Origin of the sequence: Luteimonas sp. gir (genome assembly GCF_037198055.1) — a bacterium.
Lineage (GTDB): Bacteria > Pseudomonadota > Gammaproteobacteria > Xanthomonadales > Xanthomonadaceae > Luteimonas > Luteimonas citri_A.
In genome coordinates, this window is record NZ_JBBAXQ010000011.1 from 1 (window position 1) to 21,975 (window position 21,975).

General features: G+C 69.5%; 24 protein-coding genes and 1 pseudogene. 18 read left to right on the top strand and 7 right to left on the bottom strand.

The window, feature by feature from the left end:
• Positions 1–352: pseudogene (locus tag WAF18_RS13305) on the top strand (sugar isomerase); the annotation flags it as partial.
• Positions 349–1,314, top strand: coding sequence for a BadF/BadG/BcrA/BcrD ATPase family protein (locus WAF18_RS13310; RefSeq protein ID WP_337245541.1), 966 nt, complete (start codon positions 349–351; stop codon positions 1,312–1,314). The pseudogene WAF18_RS13305 and the gene WAF18_RS13310, both read left to right, overlap by 4 nt.
• A 39-nt stretch (positions 1,315–1,353) precedes the next feature.
• Here WAF18_RS13310 and WAF18_RS13315 read toward each other — a convergent pair whose 3' ends face one another.
• Positions 1,354–2,184, bottom strand: coding sequence for a plasmid replication/partition related protein (locus tag WAF18_RS13315; RefSeq protein ID WP_337245542.1), 831 nt, complete (start codon positions 2,182–2,184; stop codon positions 1,354–1,356).
• 158 nt (positions 2,185–2,342) lie between these two features.
• On the opposite strand from WAF18_RS13315, the gene WAF18_RS13320 reads away from it, so the two are divergent.
• Both WAF18_RS13320 and WAF18_RS13325 read left to right on the top strand, forming a co-directional pair.
• The gene (locus WAF18_RS13320; protein WP_337245543.1) at positions 2,343–3,617 is read left to right on the top strand and encodes an acyltransferase family protein; all 1,275 of its coding nucleotides are present in this window, start codon (positions 2,343–2,345) and stop codon (positions 3,615–3,617) included.
• A 341-nt stretch (positions 3,618–3,958) separates the two neighbouring features.
• On the top strand, positions 3,959–4,870 hold the full coding sequence (locus WAF18_RS13325) for a manganese catalase family protein (RefSeq protein ID WP_337245544.1): 912 nt from the start codon (positions 3,959–3,961) through the stop codon (positions 4,868–4,870).
• Between the two features lie 35 nt (positions 4,871–4,905).
• On the opposite strand, the gene WAF18_RS13330 is transcribed toward WAF18_RS13325, so the two are convergent.
• The gene (locus WAF18_RS13330) at positions 4,906–5,871 is read right to left on the bottom strand and encodes a DMT family transporter (protein ID WP_337245545.1); all 966 of its coding nucleotides are present in this window, start codon (positions 5,869–5,871) and stop codon (positions 4,906–4,908) included.
• Positions 5,872–5,947: 76 nt separating this feature from the next.
• The gene (locus WAF18_RS13335; RefSeq protein WP_337245546.1) at positions 5,948–6,691 is read right to left on the bottom strand and encodes an AraC family transcriptional regulator; all 744 of its coding nucleotides are present in this window, start codon (positions 6,689–6,691) and stop codon (positions 5,948–5,950) included.
• Positions 6,692–6,947: 256 nt separating this feature from the next.
• On the opposite strand from WAF18_RS13335, the gene WAF18_RS13340 reads away from it, so the two are divergent.
• A complete protein-coding gene (locus tag WAF18_RS13340; RefSeq protein ID WP_337245547.1) occupies positions 6,948–7,631 on the top strand; it encodes a DUF4142 domain-containing protein in 684 nt (227 codons plus the stop codon).
• 278 nt (positions 7,632–7,909) lie between these two features.
• Here the strand turns inward: WAF18_RS13340 and WAF18_RS13345 are convergent, their stop codons facing one another.
• Positions 7,910–8,470 carry a DUF488 domain-containing protein gene (locus WAF18_RS13345; protein ID WP_337245548.1) on the bottom strand — a complete coding sequence of 187 codons (561 nt, stop codon included), beginning with the start codon at positions 8,468–8,470 and terminating at the stop codon, positions 7,910–7,912.
• A gap of 99 nt (positions 8,471–8,569) precedes the next feature.
• Here WAF18_RS13345 and WAF18_RS13350 point away from each other — a divergent pair, with 99 nt between their 5' ends.
• On the top strand, positions 8,570–8,980 hold the full coding sequence (locus WAF18_RS13350; RefSeq protein ID WP_337245549.1) for a hemerythrin domain-containing protein: 411 nt from the start codon (positions 8,570–8,572) through the stop codon (positions 8,978–8,980).
• 37 nt (positions 8,981–9,017) lie between these two features.
• The gene (locus tag WAF18_RS13355) at positions 9,018–9,893 is read left to right on the top strand and encodes an aldo/keto reductase family oxidoreductase (RefSeq protein WP_337245550.1); all 876 of its coding nucleotides are present in this window, start codon (positions 9,018–9,020) and stop codon (positions 9,891–9,893) included.
• 22 nt (positions 9,894–9,915) lie between these two features.
• Here WAF18_RS13355 and WAF18_RS13360 read toward each other — a convergent pair whose 3' ends face one another.
• Both WAF18_RS13360 and WAF18_RS13365 read right to left on the bottom strand, forming a co-directional pair.
• On the bottom strand, positions 9,916–10,386 hold the full coding sequence (locus WAF18_RS13360; RefSeq protein WP_337245551.1) for a YaiI/YqxD family protein: 471 nt from the start codon (positions 10,384–10,386) through the stop codon (positions 9,916–9,918).
• Positions 10,383–10,526 carry a hypothetical protein gene (locus WAF18_RS13365; protein ID WP_183425498.1) on the bottom strand — a complete coding sequence of 48 codons (144 nt, stop codon included), beginning with the start codon at positions 10,524–10,526 and terminating at the stop codon, positions 10,383–10,385. The genes WAF18_RS13360 and WAF18_RS13365 overlap by 4 nt, the downstream gene beginning before the upstream one ends.
• Positions 10,527–10,848: 322 nt before the next feature.
• On the opposite strand from WAF18_RS13365, the gene ccoN reads away from it, so the two are divergent.
• The 10 genes from ccoN (at position 10,849) to WAF18_RS13415 (ending at position 19,903) form a co-directional block, all read left to right on the top strand.
• Positions 10,849–12,327 carry a cytochrome-c oxidase, cbb3-type subunit I gene (gene ccoN / locus WAF18_RS13370; RefSeq protein WP_337245552.1) on the top strand — a complete coding sequence of 493 codons (1,479 nt, stop codon included), beginning with the start codon at positions 10,849–10,851 and terminating at the stop codon, positions 12,325–12,327.
• Positions 12,324–12,959, top strand: coding sequence for a cytochrome-c oxidase, cbb3-type subunit II (gene ccoO / locus WAF18_RS13375; protein WP_337245553.1), 636 nt, complete (start codon positions 12,324–12,326; stop codon positions 12,957–12,959). The genes ccoN and ccoO overlap by 4 nt, the downstream gene beginning before the upstream one ends.
• Positions 12,956–13,096 (top strand): CcoQ/FixQ family Cbb3-type cytochrome c oxidase assembly chaperone, encoded by a 141-nt coding sequence (locus WAF18_RS13380; protein ID WP_183425495.1) that lies wholly within the window; start codon positions 12,956–12,958, stop codon positions 13,094–13,096. The genes ccoO and WAF18_RS13380 overlap by 4 nt, the downstream gene beginning before the upstream one ends.
• On the top strand, positions 13,093–14,034 hold the full coding sequence (gene ccoP / locus WAF18_RS13385) for a cytochrome-c oxidase, cbb3-type subunit III (protein WP_183425494.1): 942 nt from the start codon (positions 13,093–13,095) through the stop codon (positions 14,032–14,034). The genes WAF18_RS13380 and ccoP overlap by 4 nt, the downstream gene beginning before the upstream one ends.
• Positions 14,031–14,327 (top strand): hypothetical protein, encoded by a 297-nt coding sequence (locus tag WAF18_RS13390; protein WP_183425493.1) that lies wholly within the window; start codon positions 14,031–14,033, stop codon positions 14,325–14,327. The genes ccoP and WAF18_RS13390 overlap by 4 nt, the downstream gene beginning before the upstream one ends.
• A gap of 194 nt (positions 14,328–14,521) precedes the next feature.
• Positions 14,522–16,066 (top strand): 4Fe-4S dicluster domain-containing protein, encoded by a 1,545-nt coding sequence (locus tag WAF18_RS13395; protein ID WP_337245554.1) that lies wholly within the window; start codon positions 14,522–14,524, stop codon positions 16,064–16,066.
• On the top strand, positions 16,066–16,563 hold the full coding sequence (locus WAF18_RS13400; RefSeq protein WP_337245555.1) for a FixH family protein: 498 nt from the start codon (positions 16,066–16,068) through the stop codon (positions 16,561–16,563). Before WAF18_RS13395 ends, WAF18_RS13400 begins: the two co-directional genes overlap by 1 nt.
• A 7-nt stretch (positions 16,564–16,570) precedes the next feature.
• A complete protein-coding gene (locus WAF18_RS13405; RefSeq protein WP_337245556.1) occupies positions 16,571–18,967 on the top strand; it encodes a heavy metal translocating P-type ATPase in 2,397 nt (798 codons plus the stop codon).
• The gene (gene ccoS / locus WAF18_RS13410; protein ID WP_337245557.1) at positions 18,964–19,191 is read left to right on the top strand and encodes a cbb3-type cytochrome oxidase assembly protein CcoS; all 228 of its coding nucleotides are present in this window, start codon (positions 18,964–18,966) and stop codon (positions 19,189–19,191) included. Before WAF18_RS13405 ends, ccoS begins: the two co-directional genes overlap by 4 nt.
• A complete protein-coding gene (locus tag WAF18_RS13415; RefSeq protein WP_337245558.1) occupies positions 19,181–19,903 on the top strand; it encodes a sulfite exporter TauE/SafE family protein in 723 nt (240 codons plus the stop codon). The genes ccoS and WAF18_RS13415 overlap by 11 nt, the downstream gene beginning before the upstream one ends.
• 19 nt (positions 19,904–19,922) lie before the next feature.
• On the opposite strand, the gene WAF18_RS13420 is transcribed toward WAF18_RS13415, so the two are convergent.
• On the bottom strand, positions 19,923–20,879 hold the full coding sequence (locus WAF18_RS13420) for a glutathione S-transferase family protein (RefSeq protein ID WP_337245559.1): 957 nt from the start codon (positions 20,877–20,879) through the stop codon (positions 19,923–19,925).
• Positions 20,880–21,011: 132 nt separating this feature from the next.
• Here WAF18_RS13420 and WAF18_RS13425 point away from each other — a divergent pair, with 132 nt between their 5' ends.
• A complete protein-coding gene (locus WAF18_RS13425; RefSeq protein ID WP_337245560.1) occupies positions 21,012–21,971 on the top strand; it encodes a glutaminase in 960 nt (319 codons plus the stop codon).
• Positions 21,972–21,975 lie beyond the last annotated feature (4 nt).

Consider the following 21,975-nt stretch of genomic DNA (forward strand, 5'->3'; position numbering starts at 1 on the left):
CCCCAAGACCTTCGTCAATGCACGCACGCTCGTCGTGGTGTTCGTGTCCAATGACCCGCTGACCCGGCGCTACGATCTCGACCTGCTCGACGAGTTGCGTGGCGATGGCGTGGCCGCGCGCGTGATCGAGGTCACCGCCGCCCAACCGCATGGCCCGGCGCGCGATGCGGTGCCCGTGCCCGGGCTCGCGCGCGCCCACGATCTCGACCTGCTGTGGCCCTATGTCGCCGTGGCGCAGCTGTTCGCCTTTCACGCTTCGCGGGCGCTGGGCGTGCGGCCCGACAGCCCGAATGCACAGGGCACGGTGAACCGGGTCGTGCAGGGCGTGCGCCTGTACCCGCTGGTGCCATGAGCGGCGCGTCCTACTACCTGGGCGTCGATGGCGGCGGCACCAAGACCCGCTTCGTGCTGCTCGATGGCGAAGGCGGCGTGCGCGCCGAGGTCCAGCGCGGCACGGCCTATCACCCGCAGATCGGGCTCGACGGCGTGCGTGCGTTGCTGGCCGACGGCATCGACGCGGTCACCCGGCAGGCGCAGGCGACACCGGACAGGATCGCCTATGCCTTCTTCGGTCTGCCGGCGCATGGCGAGGACGCCGTGGCCACGCCGCAGCTCGATGCGATGCCCGAGGCGCTGCTTGGCCATCGGCGCTATCGCTGCGACAACGACATGGTCTGCGGCTGGGCGGGATCGCTGGCCTGCGCGGACGGCATCAATATCGTCGCGGGCACCGGCTCGATCGCCTACGGCCAGCGGCAGGGACGCCAGGCGCGGGCCGGCGGCTGGGGTGAGGTGTTCTCCGACGAGGGCTCGGCGTACTGGATCGCGATCCAGGGCCTCAACACGTTCTCGCGCATGAGCGATGGCCGGCTGCCGCGCGGCCCCTTGCATGCGGCGCTGCGTGCGCATTTCGATCTCGCCGACGACCTCGATCTGTGTGCGCGGGTGTACGGCGCGCAGGCGTTGACGCGCGACCGGATCGCGCAGCTGTCGCTGCAGGTCGCCCAGGCGGCCGAAGCCGGCGACGAGGCGGCCCGCGCGATCTACGAACGGGCAGGGCAGGAACTGGCGGCGATCATCGATGCGGTGCGCCGCGCGCTCGAATTCGACGATGACGCCCAGGTGCCCGTGACCTGCTCAGGCGGTGCCTTCGGTGCGGGCGCGCTGCTGCAGACGCCATTGGCTGCGGCCTTGCAGGCGACCGGCGTCGACTTCGAACTGCGGGCACCCCGCTACGCGCCGCATCACGGCGCGGCGCTGTATGCGATGCGGCTGGCAGGGCACCCGTTGCCCGGCACGATCGTGGCCCCCTGAGCAGGCGGCCGCAGAGCGCGCCAGCGCCGGCCACGCCGGTCAGCTGCGCAGGCGCAGCAACTGCGCCTGCAGTGTCTCGACCTGGGCGCGCAGTTGCGCGTTCTCGCGCTCGAGCACGTCGACGCGCCGCTGCAATGCGCGCGCGTCCGGGGCGGTGTCGCCCTCGGCGGTCTCGCCGTCCTCACCTTCGCGGGGCGTGCGCGGGCGCTTCTTCGCCTCGCGGGCACGCTTGGCGGCCTGCTTGAGTTCTGCCTTGCCGGCCTGCGCCGCGCTGCGTTGCTCGTCCTCGGGCAGGCTGGCGACCGCGGCGGCGGCGCTGATCGAGATCTCGCCGGCCTTCAGCGCCTCGACCACCTCGGGCGTCGCCTGCGCGTGGATGCGCTCGATCATCATGACCTGGTTGGCGCTGAGCCTGGCCTCGCGCGCCAGATCGGCGCGGGTGGCGGGTACGGGGGTGTCGTCCCACGGCGGACTGTCGTCGTCTTCGGTCGCCGTGGCGGCCTCTTCGCCGCTCGCAGCCGGGGGCGATTCGAGCCGGGCCTGCTGGCGCGCTTCCAGGATCGTGCGCTTGCGCAGCGCGAGCACGCCGCGCTGGTAGTCCGACACGCTGCGCCGGCCCAGGTGCTGCTCGATCATCCACAGGTGGACATCGTCCATCGACTTGAAACGGGTGTTCTGCACGGTCTGGAATGGAATGCCGTGCTTCTGGCAGATGCCGTAACGGTTGTGACCGTCGACGAGCACGTTGCCCCACAGCACCAGCGCATCGCGGCATCCCTCGGCAAGCAGACTGCGCTCCAGCGCCTCGTGCTCGTCGGGCGTCAGCGGATCGATGTAGGCCTTCAGGGCGTCGACGACGACGATGTTCATGCAGCTCCGGGGGCAGCGGGGGGCGCGCATTGTAGGCGGCGTGGCCGGCGCCGGGCAGCGGGCGCCTTCGCGCGGGCGGTGCGGGGCCGGCATGACGCGCTGCGCCGCGGCGCCTGGGTATGCTCGTCGGCGTGCCGAGCCCAGGAGCTGCGCCGCCGATGACGCCGTCTTCCCGCGACCCGTACCCCGATGCGCTGCGCGCCGGCGCCTTGCTGCTGGTCGTGTTCGGGCACTGGATGGCGACCTTGCCGCGCCTGGTCGACGGCGTACTGGTCGACACCGAGCACCTGCTCGCGGCCTGGGACGCGGCCGGCTGGTTGACCTGGATCGTGCAGGTCGTGCCCCTGTTTGTGTTCGTCTCGGCGGCGGTCAGTGCCGACAGCGTGGCCCGGCGGGCGGCGCAGGGCGCGCAGGTGCAATGGTGGGCGGGCCGAGCGCTGGGTCTGGCGCGGCCGACGTTGACCTACCTGGGGGTCCTGACCGCGATCGCGATGTTTTCATGGCTGTCGGGCGGTCATCTGTTGGCGGTATTCGAGCGCTCGCTGACGATCCACTTGTGGTTCCTGTTGATGCTGCTCACCGTGCAGGCGCTGCTGCCCTGGAGTCTGCGCCTGGATGCGCGCCTGGGCCTGGGCGCGGTCGCCGGGCTGGTCGTGGTGGCCGGCATTCTCGACATCGCCCGCGCCGGGGCGACATCGATCGGTGCGCTGCGCACGCTCGGTCAGCTGGCGACCGAGCGGCCGGCCGGCATCGCCTGGCTCAACATGCTGGTGGTGTGGCTGATTCCGCAGCAACTGGGCATCGCGTGGAAGCGCGGGCGCTTCCGCGGGCCGGCGACCGGTGCCGGCCTGCTGCTGCTCGGCGTGGTCTGGCTGGCGCTGGCGATCGCCGCCGGCTATCCGGTCGCGATGGTCGGGGTGACGCTGGCCGGCAACAACATGCTGCCGCCGACGCTGGCATTGATCGGGGTGATGTGGCTGCAGGTGGGCCTGGTGCTGCTGTGCGAGCCGCTGGCGCGGCGCGTGCTCGCAGGCCGTGCGCCGGCGAAGGCGATCGCGGTGCTCGGCGCGCTCGGCATGCCGCTGTATCTGTGGCACAAGCTCGCCGAGCTGCCGGCCGCCTGGCTGGGCGAGCGACTGGGACTGCCGATCGACGCCGGGTTGCCGGGCGAGGCGGGCTTCTGGCTCGGGCGCGCAGGCTGGATTGCGCTGTGCCTGGTGATGGTCGCACCGCTGCTCGCACTGGTCGTGCGTTTCGAACTGCGGCGTGATCGCGATGTGGCGGCGACCGATCGGCGCGTCGATGTGATGCTCGGCGGCGTGGCGTTGTACGCCGGCCTGGGCGCTGCGTTGGGATTGGGCGCGTGGCCGGGCGCCGCGATCGGGACGGTCGCAGTGGCCCTGGCGTCGTGGCGCCTGCGCGCATTGAGGTGACGTGTACTGAGCAGTGCTGCCAGCTTGAACCCTGGGGGCAAAGCGCCATACGCGCGGCATGTGGCGAGCGCGTTCCAGTGACGTCCATTGTGCGCCGGTCCCCGCACGCGTCATGGCGCGGTGGCCGGCATGTGAGCGCCGACGGAGGTGGGATCACGATGCGTGCATGCGTGTCGCAGCGACGCGGTCGAACGGGGCGGGTTGGGGGGTGTCGGCATCGCTGACCCTGCAGTTGTTGCGCCGGATCGCGGTAGGCAGGCGCGCCGCGTACGCGGCCATGATTGTCACGCGACCAGGGTGGGCGCCGACCCATCGAAGCGGCGCCGCCGCAGGAGACCCCGATGTTCATGCACAACAAGCGCCTGCAATACACGGTCCGCGTCGAACGCGGCGATCCCGTCCTGGCCACGCTCATGCTCGAGCAGTTCGGTGGTCCGCAGGGCGAGCTCGCAGCGGCCATGCGCTACTTCACCCAGGCGTTGGCCGAGGACGATCCGGGGCGCAAGGACATGCTCTACGACATCGCCACCGAGGAACTCAGTCATCTGGAGATCATCGGCTCGATCATCGCCATGCTCAACAAGGGCGCCAAGGGCGAACTGGCCGAAGGCATGGAGGAAATGGCCGAGATGCGCGTGCTCAGCGGCAACAGCACCAGCCAGACGGAGGCGATCCTGTACGGGAACGGCCCGGCGCTGGTCAACTCGAGCGGCGTGCCGTGGACGGCGGCCTACATCGACACCATCGGCGATCCGACGGCCGACCTGCGCTCCAATATCGCGGCCGAGTCGCGCGCCAAGCTGGTCTATGAGCGGTTGATCAATGTCACCAACGATCCAGGCATCAAGGACGCACTGATCTTCCTGATGACGCGCGAGGTCGCGCACCAGAAGAGCTTCGAAAAAGCGCTGTATGCGATCAGCCCGAACTTCCCGCCGGGCAAGCTGCCCGGGCATCCTGCTTTCACGGATGTCTATTACGACATGTCGCAGGGCCCAGGCGACCAGGCGGGGCCGTGGAACAGCGGTCCGGCCTGGGACCGCGTCGAGGATCGGCAAGCGCAGGCGGCCGTCGACGGCGGCGACGGCAGTGCATCGGTCGTGGTGAGCGAATCCCAGCAGGCTGCACTGGAGGCGCTTGCCGTGCGCACGCAGTCCGATCCCGGCATCGATCCGCTGACCGGTGCCGAGCTTGGCGCCGGACCCGGTGCCGGCAAGGTTGGGCAGGGCGACGTGGACGACGCTGCGCCTTGAGTGATGCCGCGGTCCGTGTGTCCGGACACGCCGGTTCAGCCTGATGCAGGCACCGACGTGGCCGGTGCGCGGTGCGCGGCCAGGCAGGTGACCACGCTCAGCGCCACCAGCACGAACGCGACGGCCTCCAGCAGCGTGGGCAGGCGGCGTTCCCAGACAAAGCCGTAGAGCAGGGCGAACAGCGTCTCGAACAGGATCATCTGCCCGACCAGGGTCAGCGGCAGCAGGCGGCTCATGCGGTTCCACAGTGCGTTGCCGACCATCGACGCCAGCAAGGCCACGCCGGCGGATACGCCGATCAGCAAGGCCCAGGCCGAGGGCGGCTGCGGCACGCGCGGCAGCGCCCACGCCAGTGGCAGCAGCAGCGCGGTCAGGCCACAGGTGACCACGCCGGTGAGCAGGTTCCACTCGTGGAAGCTGACGTGCTGCAGCCGGGCCAGCCAGCGCGCATTGTTCACCGCAAAGCACGTCCAGGCGGCCAGCGCGCCCACGCCGCACGCCAGCCCCAGCAACTGCCGACCGACGGTGTCCGCCGCCGGCATTGCCAGTGCCTGCCAGCCGATGCACAGCACCCCGGCCGCCGCCAGCAGCAGCGACGGCGCGAGCCGACGCAGCGGCACCGCGCCGTGGTCGCGGCTGCCCACCACGGTGACAGCGACGGGCAGAAAGCCGATGACCAGCGAGGTCATCGCGATGCCGCCCAACTGCACCGCGCTCGCCAGCAGCAGGTAGTAGAGGACGTTGCCGGTGAATGCCAGCCAGACCAGGCCGCGCCATTCCTTGCGACCGAGCAGGCCCACCAGCCGCGTCCAATGCGGTGCAATCAGCAGGATCGAGAACAGGCCATAGAACAGGTAGCGGCCGATGGTCAGGTCCAGCGGCCGGAAGTCGCGTACCAGCGCCGGTGCCAAGAAGACCAGGCCCCACACCGCGCCTGCGCCGATGCCGCAGGCGACGCCGGCGAGGGTGTCGTGTCGGGGACGGGGGCGCGTTATGTCCATGCGCCGCACGATAGGTGCGATCGGAAACGCCGTCTTGACCTGGTCTCGCGTCGTTCTGGGCCGGGGCTCGTGTCCGTCAGCCGCGCGTTTGGCGGCGCAGTTGCGCGGGCGTTTGGCCGTTCGCGCGCCGCATCGCACGGGTCAGCGCGCTCTGGTCGGCGTAACCGCAGCAGTAGGCGACCTCGGCGATCGGCAGCGCCGTGCGCACGAGCAGGTCGCGGGCCCGCCCGAGCCGCAGTGCCGACAGCCAGGCACGTGGCGTGGTGCCCAGTTCCTGCTGAAACAGCGCATGCACACGACTGGCGCTCACGCCGAGCTGGGCGGCCATCGTCTGGGCGGTCCAGGCACGCGCCGGCTGCGCCTCGACTCTCGCCAACAATGGCGCAAGCCGGGCGCGCGGCTGCGGTGGCTCGCCGAGCAGGGTGTCGAGCAGCAGCGGGATCCACAACCCGAGGCGATGCGCGGACAGGTTGCCGCGCAAGGTCAGCGCTTCCATGTAGTCGATGAGGCTGCGCGCTTCGGGGGCCAGCGCGATATAGGGCCGACGCGCCAGACAATCGGCGATCCGGGGGTCGAGGTCGCCGGCGTGCAGATCGAGAATGATCGAGCGATTCGCGGCGTCGCTGATCTGGTCGTGCCGGGCGCCGGCCTCGACGAAGGCACCGAGACTGCGATCGAGCCGGGCCCCGGCCCCGGCGATGTCCATGTGCAACTGGCCGTCGAGAGGCAGCACCACCTGCGCGAAATCGTGGCGATCGACCTGGCTGTCCGCGCCGTAGGAGCGGATGGCGATCGGCAGGGTTGGAGCGGGGAGGGCCATGGGGATGCGCAAGGCGGGACGGGCCGATGCTAGCGCAGGGGCCTGGCACGATGCAGGCCGGACGGCATGCGGAGGTCGTGACCTGCGGGGCGCGACAGGGACCTGTGCACGGCGCGATCGGCGTCCTCGCACGACATGAACGGGGCAGAGGAAGGCGGGTGCGCAGAAAGTGCCGTGGCGCTGGCGCGCGGCTTCACCGCCTGCGGCGGGCATGACGCCCAGCATCGCGGTTCCTGTCCTGCTATGGAGTGCGACCATGAATCTTCGTCCGACCCTGCTGGTGGCTTCGCTCGCGTTCGCGCTGTCGGCATGCGGTGACCGCGCCGCCGATGATCACCAGGCTGCCGCCACACCGGGCACCCCGCCTGCTGCCGGGCCGACCGCCGACGGCAGCGCGGCCATGGGCACCGGCCCGGCCGACACGATGGCCCCAGGCGATGCCCAGACTGGGGCCGGCGCCACGAGTGCACTGGCACCGGCGGATCGCAAGGCGCTGCTGGCAGTGATCGAGGTCGATCGCCACGAGATCGCAGCCGCGCAGGATGCACTGAAGAAAGGCGTCGGCGAGCGCGCGCGCGCGTACGCCGAGCAATTGCGCACCGACCACGAGCGCAGCATGCAGGCCACCCAGGCGATGCTCGACGGCAAAAACGAAAGCGCATCCCCGCAGCCGGCAGCGTCTGACGACCCGGCGCTGACCGCCGAGCGTCGCCAGCACGACACCGAGCGCCAGCGTCTGGAGGGACTCGATGGCGAGGCCTTCGAGACCGCGTGGATCGACGCGATGGTCAAGGGCCACCAGGCCGCACTGGACAAGCTCGATCGCGAGCTGATCCCGCAGGCCAGTGCCGGCGAGGTGCGCAGCCATCTGGAGAGCACGCGCAAGACGATCGCCGGCCACCTCGAGCAGGCCCAGGCGCTGCAGAAGCCCGCGTCCTGAGCTACCCCCACCCCGACCCTCCCCCGCAGGCGGGGGAGGGCGCTTGCAAGCACATCGCCACGGCTGCCGCAGGGGGAGGGTGCTTGCAAGCAGATCGCGACTGCTGCTGCAGGGAGAGGGAGCTTGCAAGCAGATCGCGACGGCTGCTGCAGGGAGAGGAAGCTTGCAAGCACATCGCCACGGCCGCGCTTGCGGGGAAAGGGCTGGCAAGCATGAGGAAGTACCTCCCCCGCGTGCGGGGGAGGTCGGCGCGCCTGGCGCGCCGGGTGGGGGCCGCTCTACGTCTGTCGCCCGAACAAGTCGTCCTGTGGCGGCGCAGGCGCACTGTAGTCCAGTCGTCCATCGACGATGCGCGCGGCTGCGGTCCAGGGATGCGGCTGCGATTTGCCAGGTGCCATCAGGTGCACCACCTCCCAGCCTCGGGCCTTGAAGTCGTCGGCGATCAGGCTGCGATGGCAACTCCACCACATCGCCTCGGCGCACATGCAGGCGGTGCGCTGCGCGTGGGCGAGATCCATCAGCCGCGTGCGGGCCTGGGCGTACTCGGCGGTGTCCATGTAGTCGGCGTAGCCGCGAAAACTGGCGTTGCGCCAGGCTGTGTGCGGCGAATCGGCAAGCGCCCGTCGGCGGCCGCCCAACTCGGGCATCGGCACGAAGACGATGCCGGCTTCGGGCAGGCTATGCGCGAGCGATTGCGCGGAAAAATGCGGATGGCGGCGCGAGCCAGGATGGCGACGGACGTCGACCAGCGCGGTGATGCCGTCGGCGCGCAACATGTCGATGAAGACCTCGATCGGCCGTGTCGAATGACCGATCGTCCACAACTGAGGCGTGTGCATGCAGGCAGGCTAGCGCGTGTCGTGTGGAGGCCGTGCTCAAGCCGTCGGCCCGTCGGCCGCTAACGACAGGCAACCCGCAGGTTTTTTTCGGAGGGTCGGATGGACATCCGCCGCTACCACCATGACCACGGCGAGATCGCCGCCCAGATCGATGCGCTGCGTGCGCTCGCCCATGCCGGCGTCGCCGACAACGCCGAAGCGATCTCCAGCCACATCATCGCCTTCGCCAGCCGCGTCAAGTTCCATCTCGCGGCCGAGGACCAGGTGCTCTATCCCACGCTCGCGCGCGCCGGCGATCCGGCGGTCGCGGCGATGGGCGCGCATTACCAGCAGGAGATGCAGGGGATCGCCGCTGAATTTGCCGAGTTCGTTGGCCAGTGGCGCGTGCCGGCCCGGGTCAAGGCCGACCCGGAGGGCTTCCGTGCCGGCGCCAACACGGTGCTGCGCGGCCTGTTCGAGCGGCTACAGCGCGAGAACCGCGAGCTCTACCCGGCCGCCGAGCACGTTTAGCGGCGCATACTGGCGCCTTCCGACCCGAGAGTGCCGCATGCCCCCGATCGACAACGCCGGTACGTTCCCCTTGGGCGATCGCCGCGTGAAGCGGCTGGGCTATGGCGCGATGCAACTCGCCGGCCCTGGCGTATTCGGACCGCCAAAGGACCATGCCGCAGCACTCGCGGTGTTGCGCGAGGCGGTCGCCCTGGGCGTCGACCATATCGACACCAGCGATTTCTACGGCCCGCATGTCACCAACCGGATCATCCGCGAGGCACTGCACCCGTATCCCGACGACCTGACGATCGTGACCAAGATCGGCGCCCGCCGCGGCGACGACGCGTCTTGGCTGCCCGCGTTCTCGGTCGATGCGCTGACCCAGGCAGTGCACGACAACTTGCGCAACCTCGGCCTCGACGTGCTCGATGTGGTCAACCTCAGGATCATGTTGTCGGCGCACGGTCCGGCGGAAGGTTCGATCGAGGCACCGCTCGCGGTGCTGGCCGATCTGCAGCGACAAGGGCTGGTGCGGCATATCGGCCTGAGCAACGTCACCGCGACCCAGGTGGCGCAGGCGCGCGGAATGGTCGAGGTGGTGTGCGTGCAGAATCTCTACAACATCGCGCACCGCGACGACGATGCGCTGATCGACGCGCTGGCCGCCGACGGTATCGCCTACGTGCCGTTCTTCCCGCTGGGCGGATTCACGCCGCTGCAGTCCTCGACCCTGTCGGCGGTCGCCGATACGCTGGGCGCGACGCCGATGCAGGTCGCGCTGGCCTGGTTGCTGCGCCGCGCGCCGAATCTGCTGTTGATTCCCGGCACCTCATCGGTCGCGCACCTGCGCGAAAACCTGGCTGCCGCGGACCTGGTGCTGCCGGCCGCTGCGGTCGCGACCCTCGACGGCATCGCCGCCGGTTCGGCGTAGCGCATCAGGTCGGGCGGGCCGGTCAGCGTCGCCTGGCCAGCCAGCGGTCGAGCTGCCCGGCGAACGCCTGGCGGTCGCGGGCGTGAAAGGCGGCCGGCCCGCCGGTCTGTACGCCGGCGCCGCGCAGTTCGTCCATGAAGTCGCGGATCGACAGGCGCTCGGCGATGCTGTCGGATGTGAACGGCTGGCCGCGCGGGTCGATGGCCTGGGCGCCCAGCGCGAGCACGCGGGCGGCCAGCGGGATGTCCTGGGTCACCACCAGATCGCCGGCCCTCACGCGGGCGACGATGGCATCGTCAGCGGCATCGGGGCTGCCTTCGACCTGAAGCGCGCGCACGTGGCGCGAGGGTGGGGTGCGCAGCCACTGGTTGGCGACCAGCGTGACCGCGACCTGGGCGCGTTCGGCGGCGCGAAACAGGATGTCCTTGACCGGGCCCGGACAGGCGTCGGCATCGACCCAGATCCGCACGGGATCCGCGGCCGGCGCGGTCACTCGGCGGCGTCGGGCGTGGCCGGTGTGTCGCTGCGGGTCGCGTCGCGCTCGGCGCGCTTCTTGGCGTCCTTCTCGTCTTTCTTCTTCTTCTTGGCGAGTTCGCGCTGGCGTTTTTCGAACGAGTAGTTGGGCTTTGCCATGGGGCCTTCGTGGTTGGACGAGCCCCCAGTGTACCGCCCCGCCCAGAACCGGGGTCCAGAACCGCGGTCAGAGTGCACTTCTCGCTCAACGAGAAGTGCACTCTGACCCCGGTTCTGGATGGGTGCGCTGATCGGTCGCAGATGGGCGGCGAGCGCCGGGCCAGCAAATGAATGGGCGACTGTCTATGATGGGCGCGTTCATGTCCCCCGGCTGCCGGGGCATGGACAGGGCACACCGCTCGCAGGGGCACCTTGATCGAGATCAAGGTAGAGCGACATCACGGGCGCCTAACATTCTTCTATCCAAGAAAGGGGGCGGCGAATGCACGCCATGACTGAAACCTATAATGACAAAGTAGTCCGCCAGTTCGCGGTGATGACCGTGGTCTGGGGCATCGTGGGCATGCTGGTGGGGGTGATCATCGCCGCCCAGCTCTACGCGCCTGCGCTGAATCTCGACATCCCGTGGCTGAGCTACGGCCGTCTGCGTCCGCTGCACACCAATGCGGTGATCTTCGCGTTCGGTGGCTGTGCGCTGTTTGCGACCAGCCTGCACGTGGTCCAGCGCACCTGCCATGTGCGGTTGCTGTCCGACAAGCTGGCCGCCTTCGTGTTCTGGGGCTGGCAGGCGGTCATCGTCGCCGCGGCGATCACCCTGCCGCTGGGCCTGACCCAGGGCAAGGAGTACGCCGAGCTCGAGTGGCCGATCGACCTGCTGATCACCGTGGTCTGGGTCGCCTATGCGGTGCTCTACCTGGGCACGATCGCCAAGCGCCGGGTCAAGCACATCTATGTGGCCAACTGGTTCTTCGCGGCGTTCATCATCGCCGTGGCGCTGCTGCACATCGTCAACAACATCGCGATCCCGGTCGGCCCGCTGAAGTCCTATCCGGTCTACAGCGGTGCGGTCGATGCGATGGTGCAGTGGTGGTACGGCCACAACGCGGTCGGCTTCTTCCTGACCGCCGGCTTCCTGGGCATGATGTACTACTACGTGCCCAAGCAGGCCGGCCGGCCGATCTACTCCTACCGGTTGTCGATCGTGCACTTCTGGGCGCTGATCGCGGTCTATATGTGGGCCGGCCCGCACCACCTGCAGTACACCGCGCTGCCGGACTGGGCGCAGTCGCTGGGCATGGTGTTCTCGCTGATCCTGCTGGCGCCCAGCTGGGGCGGTGCGATCAACGGCGTGATGACGCTCTCGGGCGTGTGGCACAAGCTGCGCACCGATCCGATCCTCAAGTTCCTGATCGTCGCGATCTCGTTCTACATGATCGCCACGTTCGAGGGACCGATGATGTCGATCAAGACCGTCAACTCGCTCTCGCACTACACCGACTGGACCGTGGGCCATGTGCACGCCGGTGCGCTGGGCTGGGTGGCGATGATCTCGATCGGCTCGATCTACGCGCTGATGCCGCGCCTGCTGGGCCTCAAGGAGATGTACTCGACCAAGTGGATCGACCTGCACTTCTGGCTGCACACCGTGGGCGTGGTGCTCTACATCGCCTCGATGTGGATCGCCGGCGTCATGCAGGGCCTGATGTGGCGCGCCACCAATGAGGACGGCACGCTGACCTACAGCTTCGTCGAAGGCCTCAGCGCGACCTATCCGTACTACCTGGTGCGTCTGTTAGGTGGCCTGGTCATCCTGTCGGGCATGTTCCTGATGGCCTTCAACTTCTGGAAGACCTACCGCCAGAGTCAGGTCGTGACGGCCGACCAGCCGGTGCTTCCGCCCGACGTCTCCCACAACCCCGCCCCGGTGGCCGCGCAGGTCTCCGCAGGAGGCCAGGCATGAGCGGCGAAAACAAGAACGCGCACGAGAAAGTCGAGAAGAACGTCGGCTTGATGGCGGTGCTGATTGCGGTGGCGGTGTCGTTCGGCGGTCTGGCCGAGATCGTGCCGCTGATGTACCAGGCCGAGGCCATCGAGCCACTGCCGGGCGTGGAACCGTACCCGGCGCTGGAGCTGGCCGGACGCGACGTGTACGTCCGCGAGGGTTGTTACAACTGCCACTCGCAGATGGTGCGCACGCTGCGCTTCGAGTCCGAGCGCTATGGCCACTACTCGCTGGCCGGTGAGTCGGTCTACGACCGGCCCTTCCAGTGGGGCAGTAAGCGCACCGGGCCGGATCTGGCCCGCGTCGGTGGCCGCTACCCCGACGACTGGCACCGCGTGCATCTGAACAACCCGCGCGACGTGGTGCCCGAGTCGAACATGCCGGCGTACTCGTGGCTGGCCAAGGCCACGCTCGATGGCGAACAGGTCAGCCGCCGCATGCGCGCCCTGCAGCGCCTGGGCGATCCCTACTCGGACGAGCAGGTGGCGCAGGCCGTAGAGGACGTTTCAGGCAAGACCGAACTCGATGCCGTGGTCGCCTACCTGCAGGGCCTCGGTCGCCACGCCCCCAAGGGAGGGGATAGCCAATGATTTCCGGAATCGTCACCGCGATCCTGCTGCTGTGCTTCATCAGCGGCTGGGTCTGGGCGTGGAGCCCGAAGCGCAAAACCGAATTCGAGGCAGCCGCGCAACTGCCGCTGGACGATGACGAGGAGCAGGGGTCATGAGCAACGCTTGGTCGTGGTATGTCATCGCCATCGTGGCGTTGAACATCGTCGGCTGCGTCTGGCTGCTGATCTGGACGTCGCGGCGCCGCCCCGGCGACCCGAAGCCTGATGACACCAGCCATGTCTGGGACGGCGACATCACCGAGTACAACAAGCCGCTGCCCAAGTGGTGGATCAACTTGTTCTACCTGACTGTGGTGTTCGCGATCGGCTACCTGATCTGGTATCCCGGCCTGGGCAACTTCGCAGGCACCAGCGGCTGGACCTCGGCGCGCGAGCACGATGCCGACAAGGCCCGTCGTGATGCACAACTCGAGGAGACCTTCGGTGCATTCGCCGGCAAGCCCCTCGAGCAGTTGGCCGGCGATCCGCGGGCGATGGACCTGGGCCGTTCGATCTTCGTCAACACCTGTGCGGCCTGCCACGGCTCGACTGCGCAGGGCGCACCCGGCTACCCGAACCTGACCGACGATGTCTGGAACTGGGGCGGCGAACCGGAGCGGATCCTGGAGACGGTGCTCGATGGCCGGCAGGGCATCATGCCGCCGCTGGGCTCGGTGCTGGCCGGGATCGGCGGCGATGTCGCGGTGACCCAGACGGCTGCCTATGTGCGGGCGCTGCGTTCGCCGGACCTGGAGCAGACGCTGAGTACCGACTACATGGCGGCACGCGGCGAGCAGCACTTCCAGGGCCTGTGCGTGGCCTGTCATGGCGTCGATGGCAAGGGCAATCAGGCGTTGGGCGCTCCGAACCTCACGGCGCGCAACACCCTGTATCCGAACACGCTCGAGAGCATCCGCCAGACGATCAACGAGGGCCGGCACGGGGTCATGCCCGCGCATCGCGAGCTGCTGGGCGAGACCCGCTCGCGCCTGGTTGCAGCCTACGTCTGGTCGTTGTCCAATAAGCCGGCAGCGGACACCACGGCACGCCAATGACGGATTTCACGGAACCGCGCTTCGACCACCCGCCACGTCCGCTGGCGCAGCGGGTGGGCGCGATTCTGTGGCCGAGCTTCTTCGCGGCGGGCGTGTGCACCATGGTGTTCTTCGCCTTCGTCGATCCGCTCGCGCTTCGCGACATGACCTTCCCGGATCTGTCGATGTCGCGCGAGCTGGGATACACCCTCGGGTTCTTCATGTTCTGGCTGGCGACTGCGGCCTCCAGCCTGTTCACATGGATCCTTCTGCGGCCTGCGAGCCGCTTCAACCGACCGTTGTCGCCGGACTGAGCCGGCGGCAACCCTCGGCGTGGCGCGGTCCGTTGCGCGCTGCGACAACGGGTCGCATTCCGACGCCCTGAACGGGGCGGACAATAGTGTTCATCACCGAACGCTCACGTCGGTCGCACCCCTATCGGTAGCCAGATGAATCGCATCCAGCCCAAGTTCCCCTCGTCCTTCGTCCCGCTGCCGGGAGCGACGACGTGAAGGGGTCGATCCCGCTCGAAGTCGTCGACGACGGCGGTTCTGTCTACCAGAGCGAGCGCAAGGTCTATCCGCGCGATGTATCGGGCCGGCTCAACCGGCTGCGCGTGGCGGCGGTGGTCTGGCTGCTGGGCATGTTCTACGTGTTCCCCTGGCTGCGCTGGGACGGGCGCCAGGCGGTGTTGTTCGATCTGCCGGCGCGCAAGTTCCATGTCTTCGGCCTGACCTTCTGGCCGCAGGACTTCCTGTTTCTGGCGTTGCTGCTGATCATCGCGGCGCTGGCGCTGTTTTTCTTCACCGCGCTCGCCGGGCGCCTGTTCTGCGGCTACGCCTGCCCGCAGACGGTGTGGACCGAAGTGTTCCTGTGGATGGAGCGCTGGACCGAAGGCGACCGCTCCAAGCGGATGAAGCTCGACGCCGGTCCCTGGACCGGTGAGAAGGTAATGCGCAAGGGCGGCAAGCACCTGATCTGGGCGGTGTTCGCGCTGTGGACCGGCTTCACCTTCGTCGGCTTCTTCACCCCGATCACCGACCTGGGCGCGCGCGCGACGACACTGTCGTGGGGCGGCTGGGAAACGTTCTGGGTGCTGTTCTACGCCTTGGCCACCTGGGGCAACGCCGGCTTCCTGCGCGAGCAGGTCTGCAAGTACATGTGTCCCTATGCGCGCTTCCAGAGCGCGATGTTCGACCGCAATACCCTGATCATCGCCTACGACCCGATGCGCGGCGAACCGCGCGGTCCGCGCAAGCGTGGCCTGGGCAGTGTGCTCGAGCGCGGCCGCGGCCTGCTCGACAAGCTGGTCGCCTACGACTACGTGTTCCGCGCCGGGCGCCACCCGTCGGCCGCCAGCCAGAACGCGCAAGCGCGCGGCACCATCACCTGGGACGGCGATCTGGGCGCGATCGAACCGCTGCCCAAGTTCGCCCCCGAGGCGCTGGGCGACTGCATCGACTGCACGATCTGCGTGCAGGTCTGTCCGACCGGCATCGACATCCGCAATGGGCTGCAGTACGAGTGCATCGCCTGCGGTGCCTGCATCGACGCCTGCGACAGCGTCATGGACAAGATGGGCTATCCGCGTGGGCTGATCCGCTACTCCACGCAGAACGCGATCGACGGCAAGGCCACCAAGGTGCTGCGCCCGCGCATCTTCGTCTACGGCGCACTGCTGGTCGCGCTGTGCGTGGCCTGGGCGGTCGGCGTGGGCACCCGCAGCGACCTGATCGTCGAAGTGCTGCGCGACCGCAATGCGCTTTACCGCGAAGCCGGCGACGGCAGCACCGAGAACGCCTACACGCTCAAGCTGGTCAACAAGTCCGACGCGGCGCGCGAATTCCGCATCGTGGTCGAATCCGCGACGCCGGGCATCGAACTGCGCGACAATGCCCAGGCCGTGCCGGTGCGTGCGGAAGAGGTGGTCTCGTTCCCGCTGGTGCTGGTGGCGCCTGAGGATGTGCGGGGCCGCCATGAGGTGCGGTTCGTCGTCGAGGACGGCGACGGCACGCGCCAGACAGTCGACAGCAGCTTCTTTGGACCGATGTGATGAATGACAGCAAGCGCCCGCTGTGGCGGATCCCGGTGATGTGGCTGGTCATCGGCCTGCCGCTGGCCTCCATCGTCGCCGGCGTGGGGCTGGTGGTCATCGCCACCCGTTCGGGCGGCGCCGATGTCGTCAACGATGAGGTCCGCCGCGTTTCGCAGATCCAGACCACCGATCTCGGTCCGGACGCGAAAGCGCAGCAGCTGGGGCTCAGTGCGATCGTGCGGATCGACGAGACGATGGTCGAGGCGATCCCGGCGACCGGCGAGTTCCCGCGCGAGGCGAGCTTGCGATTGCGCCTGCAGCATCCGACCCAGTCGCAGGACGACCTGACGCTGGAGCTGGCACCGACGGACACCGGGTGGCGCTCGACCACGCCGATCGACGACGGCCACGACTGGATCGTGCAGCTGGCACCGGCCGACGGCAGCTGGCGCCTGCAAGGCCGCCTGCCCAAGCAGCAGCACGCCGCCCGCCTGGCGCCGTCGCTGCAGCCCTGATGCAGACGTGAACGCCGCTGCGCAACCCGCACCTGCGGGCTGCTTCCACTGTGGCGAGCCGCTGACCGCGCATGCGGTGCAGGCGCCGATCGACGGCGCCACGCAGGCGTTCTGTTGCGACGGCTGCGCGGCCGCCGCGCAATGGATCCGCCACGCCGATCTTGGCGATTACTACCGCCTGCGCAGTGCGATGCCGGCACCGGTCGGCAACGAGGCGATCGACTTCGGCATCTGGGATCGCGAGGACCTGCTGCGCGAGCACGCCAACCCGGTGCCCGGCGGCCGTGCACTCACGCTGCTGACCGACGGCATGCGCTGCGCCGCATGCGCCTGGCTGATCGACCGCGCATTGCGCCGCGAGAATGGCGTGCTCGATGTCACCGCCAACGCAGTGACCGGCCGCATCCGCATCGCCTGGGACCCGGCGCGCACCGCGCTGTCGAAGGTGCTGCAGCGGCTGGCCGCGCTCGGGTATCGCCCGTACCTGGCCGGCGGCGAGGCGCGCGAGCGCGCCCGGGTGCGCGAGCGCCGGCGCTGGCTGCTGCGCCTGGGCATCGCCGGGCTGGGCACGCTGCAGGCGATGATGTTCGCCGAGGCGCTGTATCTGGATTTCGACCAGCAGATGCCGCACGCCACGCGCGACTTCTTCCGCTGGATCACCTTCCTGGTGTCGACCCCGGTGGTGTTCTACGCCGGCTGGCCGTTCCTGGCGGGCATGGCGCGCGAACTGCGCCAACGTCATGTCGGCATGGACACGCTGATCGCGACCTCGACCCTGCTGGCCTACCTGGCCAGCCTGTGGGAGACGATCCGCGGCGGTACCCACGTCTGGTACGACGCGGCGGTGATGTTCGTGTTCCTGCTGCTGGCCGCGCGCATGCTCGAGCAACGCGCGCGCAACGTCGCCACCGCCCAGGTCGATGCGCTGGCGCGCGCGCGGCCGTCGCTGGCGGTGCGCGAGCGCGCCGACGGCGCACGCGAGTCGGTGCCGGCTGCCGAGCTCGTTGCCGGCGACGTCGTCTGTGTCGCGGCCGGCGATGTCCTGCCCGCCGATGGCGTGCTGCTCGATGGCGAGGCGGTGTTCGAGGAATCGCTGCTGACCGGCGAGTCGGCGCCGGTGCGCCGCGTCGCCGGCGAGCCGCTGTACGCCGGTACGGTCTGCCGCGAGTGGCCGGTGCGGGTACGCGTGACCTGTATCGGCACCGATACGCGGCTGTCGCAGCTGACCCGACTCGTCGAACAGGCGCAGTCGCACCGGCCGCGTCTGGCGCGTCTGGCCGATGGCATCGGCAGCCGCTTCGTCGCCGGTCTGCTGCTGACCGCGCTGGCGGTGTACGTGGGCTGGCGCATCCATGATCCGGCGCGCGCGTTCGAGGTCACGCTGGCGCTGCTGGTGGTCAGCTGCCCCTGTGCGCTGTCGCTGGCGGTGCCCACGGCGCTGGCCACGGCGCACGGCGCACTGGCCCGGCTCGGAGTGCTGGCGACCCGGGCCGATGCGCTGGAGACGCTGGCCAGCGCCACCGATATGGTCTTCGACAAGACCGGCACATTGACCGACACGCGCCCCGAGCTCGACGAGGCGACCGGCTTCGACGGCTTCGATCCGGCGCATGCACTGCGGATCGCGGCTGCGCTCGAACGTGACGCCAATCATCCGATTGCCCGGGCCTTCGCGCACGTTGCTGCCGATGCCGCCGCCGACGCCATGGTGGTGGTGCCGGGGCAGGGCGTGGAGGGGAGCGTCGAGGGCGTGCGCTGGCGGTTGGGCCAGGCGGCGTTCGCTGCAGGACGCGCAGACGATGGCGCGCTATGGCTCGGCGACGGCCACCGCGCGATGGCCAGGTTCACGCTGCGCGAACACGTGCGCGAGGACGCGGCTGCCGCGTTGCAGGGCCTGCGCGAACTGGGTCTGGCGCTGCATCTGGCCAGTGGCGATGCGCAGGCACCGGTCACCGCGCTGGCCGCGCGGCTGGGCATCGACGACGCGCATGCGCGCCAGACGCCGGAGGACAAGCTGGCGCGGGTCCGGGCGCTGCAGGCCGAGGGCCGCACCGTGGCAATGATCGGCGACGGCCTCAACGATGCGCCGGTGCTGGCCGGCGCCGACGTCTCGATCGCGATGGGCGAGGGCGCGTCCTTGGCCCAGCGCGCCGCCGACCTGGTCACCACCGGGCCGACCCTGCGCCGCATCCCGGCGACGATCGCCGTGGCACGGCGCGCCAGGCGGGTCATCCGGCAGAACCTGGGCTGGGCACTGGCTTACAACCTGCTGGCGATTCCGGTGGCGGCGGCCGGGCTGGTGACACCGTGGCTGGCGGCGCTGGGCATGGCATTGTCGTCGCTGCTCGTCACCGCCAATGCGCTGCGCCTGACGCGGGTGCCGGCGACCGGAGAACCGAGATGAGAAGTCTGCTGCTGTTGGTCCCGATCAGCCTGGTGCTGCTCGGCATCGCGATCGCCGCCTTCGTCTGGGCGGTCAGGCGCGGCCAGTTCGACGACATGGACACCCCGGCGCTCGACATCCTGGTCGACGACGACGGCCGCGACGAGGGCGGGCACCTTCGGGACGCGCGGCCCACGCCTGCGCCGCCGGCGGCGTCGCCGCAGGATCGGCCGCGTGCCGATTGACTGGCTGGTGGTGCTGGCCGCGCTGACCAGCGGCCTGCTCGGCGGTCTGCACTGCGCGGCGATGTGCGGCGGCATCGCGACCGGCTTCTCGGCCGCGTCGCCGGCCGGCGGCTGGCCGCATGCGCTGCAGGTCAACCTGGGCCGTGTGGGCGGCTATGTGCTGGCCGGGGCGATCGTCGGTGGCTTCGGCCACGGTCTGGTCGGCGTGTTCGGCAACCCGTGGATCGGCTTCGGGCTGCGCATGTTGCTGGGCGCGGCGCTGGTGCTGGTGGCGCTGCGGCTGTTCGGCCGCGGCGGCTTCGACCTGCTGCGCCGGCCTGGCGCACGCCTGTGGACCTGGTTGCAGCCGCTGCAGCGGCGCCTGTTGCCGGCCGAGACGGCGCCGCGCCGGATCGCGTTGGGCATGCTGTGGGGCTGGTTGCCCTGCGGGCTCAGCCTGAGCCTGCTGACGGTGGCCTGGATGCAGGCCAGCGTGCCGGGCGGCGCGCTGACAATGGCCGCCTTCGGCCTGGGCACCCTGCCGGTGATGCTGCCACTGACCTGGTCGGGCCAGCGCGTGGGCCGGTGGCTGCAGCGCCCGCGGCTGCGCGCGCTGGCGGCGTCACTGGTACTGGCGGCCGGCCTGCTGACGCTGGCTGGCCCGTGGTTGATGCAGGTGCCAGCCTTGCATGGACCGCTGTCGGCGATCGGCTGCGTGCCGCCGCCGCTGTAGCCGCGACGCGTCCGCGGCGCTAGCGTCCGAACGGCGGCACCGGCCCGGCGGGCACGATGCCGGTCGGATTGATCTGCCGGTGGCTCTGGTAGTAGTGCCGCTTGATGTGGTCGAAGTCGACCGTCGGTGCGACCGCCGGGTGGCGGTACAGTCGTTGGGTGTAGGCGAGCAGGGCGGGGTAGTCGATCAGCCGCCGCAGGTTGCACTTGAAGTGGCCGTGGTAGACCGCGTCGAAGCGCAGCAGCGTGGTGAACAGCCGCCAGTCGGCCTCGGTTAGCGTGTGGCCGCACAGGAACGGCTCGCCCGACAGCCGCAACTCCAGCCAGTCGAGGGTCGCGAACACCGCCTCGACGGCCTCGTCGTAGGCCGCCTGTTGAGTTGCGAAGCCCGCCTTGTAGACACCGTTGTTGAGCCCGTCGTAGATGCGCGCATTGACCGCGTCGATCTCCTCGCGCAGGTCGGGCGGGTAGTAGTCGCCCTCGGCCGCGCCGACCTCGTCGAAGGCGCTGTTGAACATGCGGATGATGTCGGCCGACTCGTTGCTGACGATCGTGGCGCGCTGGGTGTCCCACAGCACCGGCACGCTGACCCGCCCGGTGTAGCGCGGGTCGGCGGCGGTGTAGAGCTGCCACACCGTGTCCACGCCGTTGACCCGGTCGGGCACGACACCCGGCCCCTGCGCGAAGGTCCAGCCGTCGTCGGCCATCAGCCAGTGGGTGACCGACAGCCCAATCATGCCCTGCAGGCCCTTGAGTTCGCGGAACAGGGTCGTGCGGTGCGCCCAAGGGCAGGCGCGTGCCACGTAGAGGTGGTAGCGGCCAGGCTGCGCGGCGAACCCGCCTTCGCCAGTGGGACCGGCGCGGCCGTCGACGGTGATCCAGTTGCGGAACTGCGTCTGCGGCCGGGCCAGGCGTCCATCGCCATCGACCAGTCCGTCGTCGTCGCGATGCCAGCGGCCTTCGATCAGCATGCCCATCGTGCGGCGTCTCCAAGCGGTGAGGCCTGCAGTGTGCCGGCTGCGGCATCAAGCGCGCGTGCCCTGAAGCGCGGCGACCCGCGCTTGACGCCTCCATGCGCAGACTGCCTGTCCGCCACCACGAGCCCACCGATGCATAGTCCGCCGCAGAACCCGCACGACCTCTCGGGTCACGACATCCCCGGCATTCTGGCGACGATCGATGCGGAGGTGCGCGCGCGCTTCGATGCGCGTGAGGGCAAGGTCGCCGATTACATCCCGGCGCTGGCCTCGGTGCCACGCGAGCGCTTCGGCATGGCGGTCGCCACGCTCGATGGCGATGTCTACAGCGTCGGCGATGCCCAGGTCCCGTTCTCGATCCAGAGCATCTCCAAGGTGCATACACTCACGCTCGGCCTCGACGCGGCGGGCGATGCGCTGTGGAAGCGGGTCGGACGCGAGCCCTCGGGGGATCCGTTCAACTCGCTGGTGCAGCTCGAACACGAGTGCGGGATCCCGCGCAATCCCTTCATCAACGCCGGCGCGCTGGTCGTGGCCGATGTGCTGCTGTCGCACTACGACGATCCGGAGGCGGCGCTGCTGGCGTTCATGCGCGAGCGTTCGGGCAACGCCGAGGTCGGCCGCGACGAGGAGATCTGGACCTCGGAGCGGCGCAGCGGCTATCGCAACATCGCACTGGCGAATTTCATCCGCAGCTTCGGCAACATCGACAACGAGGTCGACGCCGTGCTCGACCTGTACTTCTTCCAGTGCGCGCTGCGCATGAACTGTGTGGATCTGGCGCGCAGCGTGCGCTACCTGGCCGGCCGCGGCGTGTGTCCGGGCACCGGCACGCGCGTGACCAGCGTCGAGCGCAGCACGCGCATCAATGCGGTGATGATGACCTGCGGCACCTACGACGCTGCGGGCGAGTTCGCCTTCCACGTCGGCCTGCCGGCCAAGAGCGGCGTCGGCGGCGGCATCGTCGCAGTGGTGCCCAATGTGCTCAGTCTGTGCGTCTGGTCGCCGCCGCTCGACGACAAGGGCAATTCGCTGCTCGGCGCATACGCGCTGCACCGCTTCACGCGGATGACCGGACTGTCGGTGTTCTAGGGCA

What these genes read in the sequence shown, in the direction of transcription:
- WAF18_RS13345 (WP_337245548.1), bottom strand. Translation starts at nt 8,470, where the DNA reads ATGCACACGCCTCAGTTGTGGACGATCGGTCATTCGACACGGCCGATC.
- WAF18_RS13355 (WP_337245550.1), top strand. Translation starts at nt 9,018, where the DNA reads ATGCCCCCGATCGACAACGCCGGTACGTTCCCCTTGGGCGATCGCCGC.
- WAF18_RS13400 (WP_337245555.1), top strand. Translation starts at nt 16,066, where the DNA reads ATGAATGACAGCAAGCGCCCGCTGTGGCGGATCCCGGTGATGTGGCTG.
- WAF18_RS13425 (WP_337245560.1), top strand. Translation starts at nt 21,012, where the DNA reads ATGCATAGTCCGCCGCAGAACCCGCACGACCTCTCGGGTCACGACATC.
- WAF18_RS13315 (WP_337245542.1), bottom strand. Translation starts at nt 2,184, where the DNA reads ATGAACATCGTCGTCGTCGACGCCCTGAAGGCCTACATCGATCCGCTG.
- WAF18_RS13340 (WP_337245547.1), top strand. Translation starts at nt 6,948, where the DNA reads ATGAATCTTCGTCCGACCCTGCTGGTGGCTTCGCTCGCGTTCGCGCTG.
- WAF18_RS13320 (WP_337245543.1), top strand. Translation starts at nt 2,343, where the DNA reads ATGACGCCGTCTTCCCGCGACCCGTACCCCGATGCGCTGCGCGCCGGC.
- WAF18_RS13335 (WP_337245546.1), bottom strand. Translation starts at nt 6,691, where the DNA reads ATGGCCCTCCCCGCTCCAACCCTGCCGATCGCCATCCGCTCCTACGGC.
- ccoS (WP_337245557.1), top strand. Translation starts at nt 18,964, where the DNA reads ATGAGAAGTCTGCTGCTGTTGGTCCCGATCAGCCTGGTGCTGCTCGGC.
- WAF18_RS13350 (WP_337245549.1), top strand. Translation starts at nt 8,570, where the DNA reads ATGGACATCCGCCGCTACCACCATGACCACGGCGAGATCGCCGCCCAG.
- ccoN (WP_337245552.1), top strand. Translation starts at nt 10,849, where the DNA reads ATGCACGCCATGACTGAAACCTATAATGACAAAGTAGTCCGCCAGTTC.
- WAF18_RS13420 (WP_337245559.1), bottom strand. Translation starts at nt 20,879, where the DNA reads ATGGGCATGCTGATCGAAGGCCGCTGGCATCGCGACGACGACGGACTG.
- WAF18_RS13365 (WP_183425498.1), bottom strand. Translation starts at nt 10,526, where the DNA reads ATGGCAAAGCCCAACTACTCGTTCGAAAAACGCCAGCGCGAACTCGCC.
- ccoO (WP_337245553.1), top strand. Translation starts at nt 12,324, where the DNA reads ATGAGCGGCGAAAACAAGAACGCGCACGAGAAAGTCGAGAAGAACGTC.
- WAF18_RS13390 (WP_183425493.1), top strand. Translation starts at nt 14,031, where the DNA reads ATGACGGATTTCACGGAACCGCGCTTCGACCACCCGCCACGTCCGCTG.
- WAF18_RS13380 (WP_183425495.1), top strand. Translation starts at nt 12,956, where the DNA reads ATGATTTCCGGAATCGTCACCGCGATCCTGCTGCTGTGCTTCATCAGC.
- WAF18_RS13325 (WP_337245544.1), top strand. Translation starts at nt 3,959, where the DNA reads ATGTTCATGCACAACAAGCGCCTGCAATACACGGTCCGCGTCGAACGC.
- WAF18_RS13330 (WP_337245545.1), bottom strand. Translation starts at nt 5,871, where the DNA reads ATGGACATAACGCGCCCCCGTCCCCGACACGACACCCTCGCCGGCGTC.
- ccoP (WP_183425494.1), top strand. Translation starts at nt 13,093, where the DNA reads ATGAGCAACGCTTGGTCGTGGTATGTCATCGCCATCGTGGCGTTGAAC.
- WAF18_RS13310 (WP_337245541.1), top strand. Translation starts at nt 349, where the DNA reads ATGAGCGGCGCGTCCTACTACCTGGGCGTCGATGGCGGCGGCACCAAG.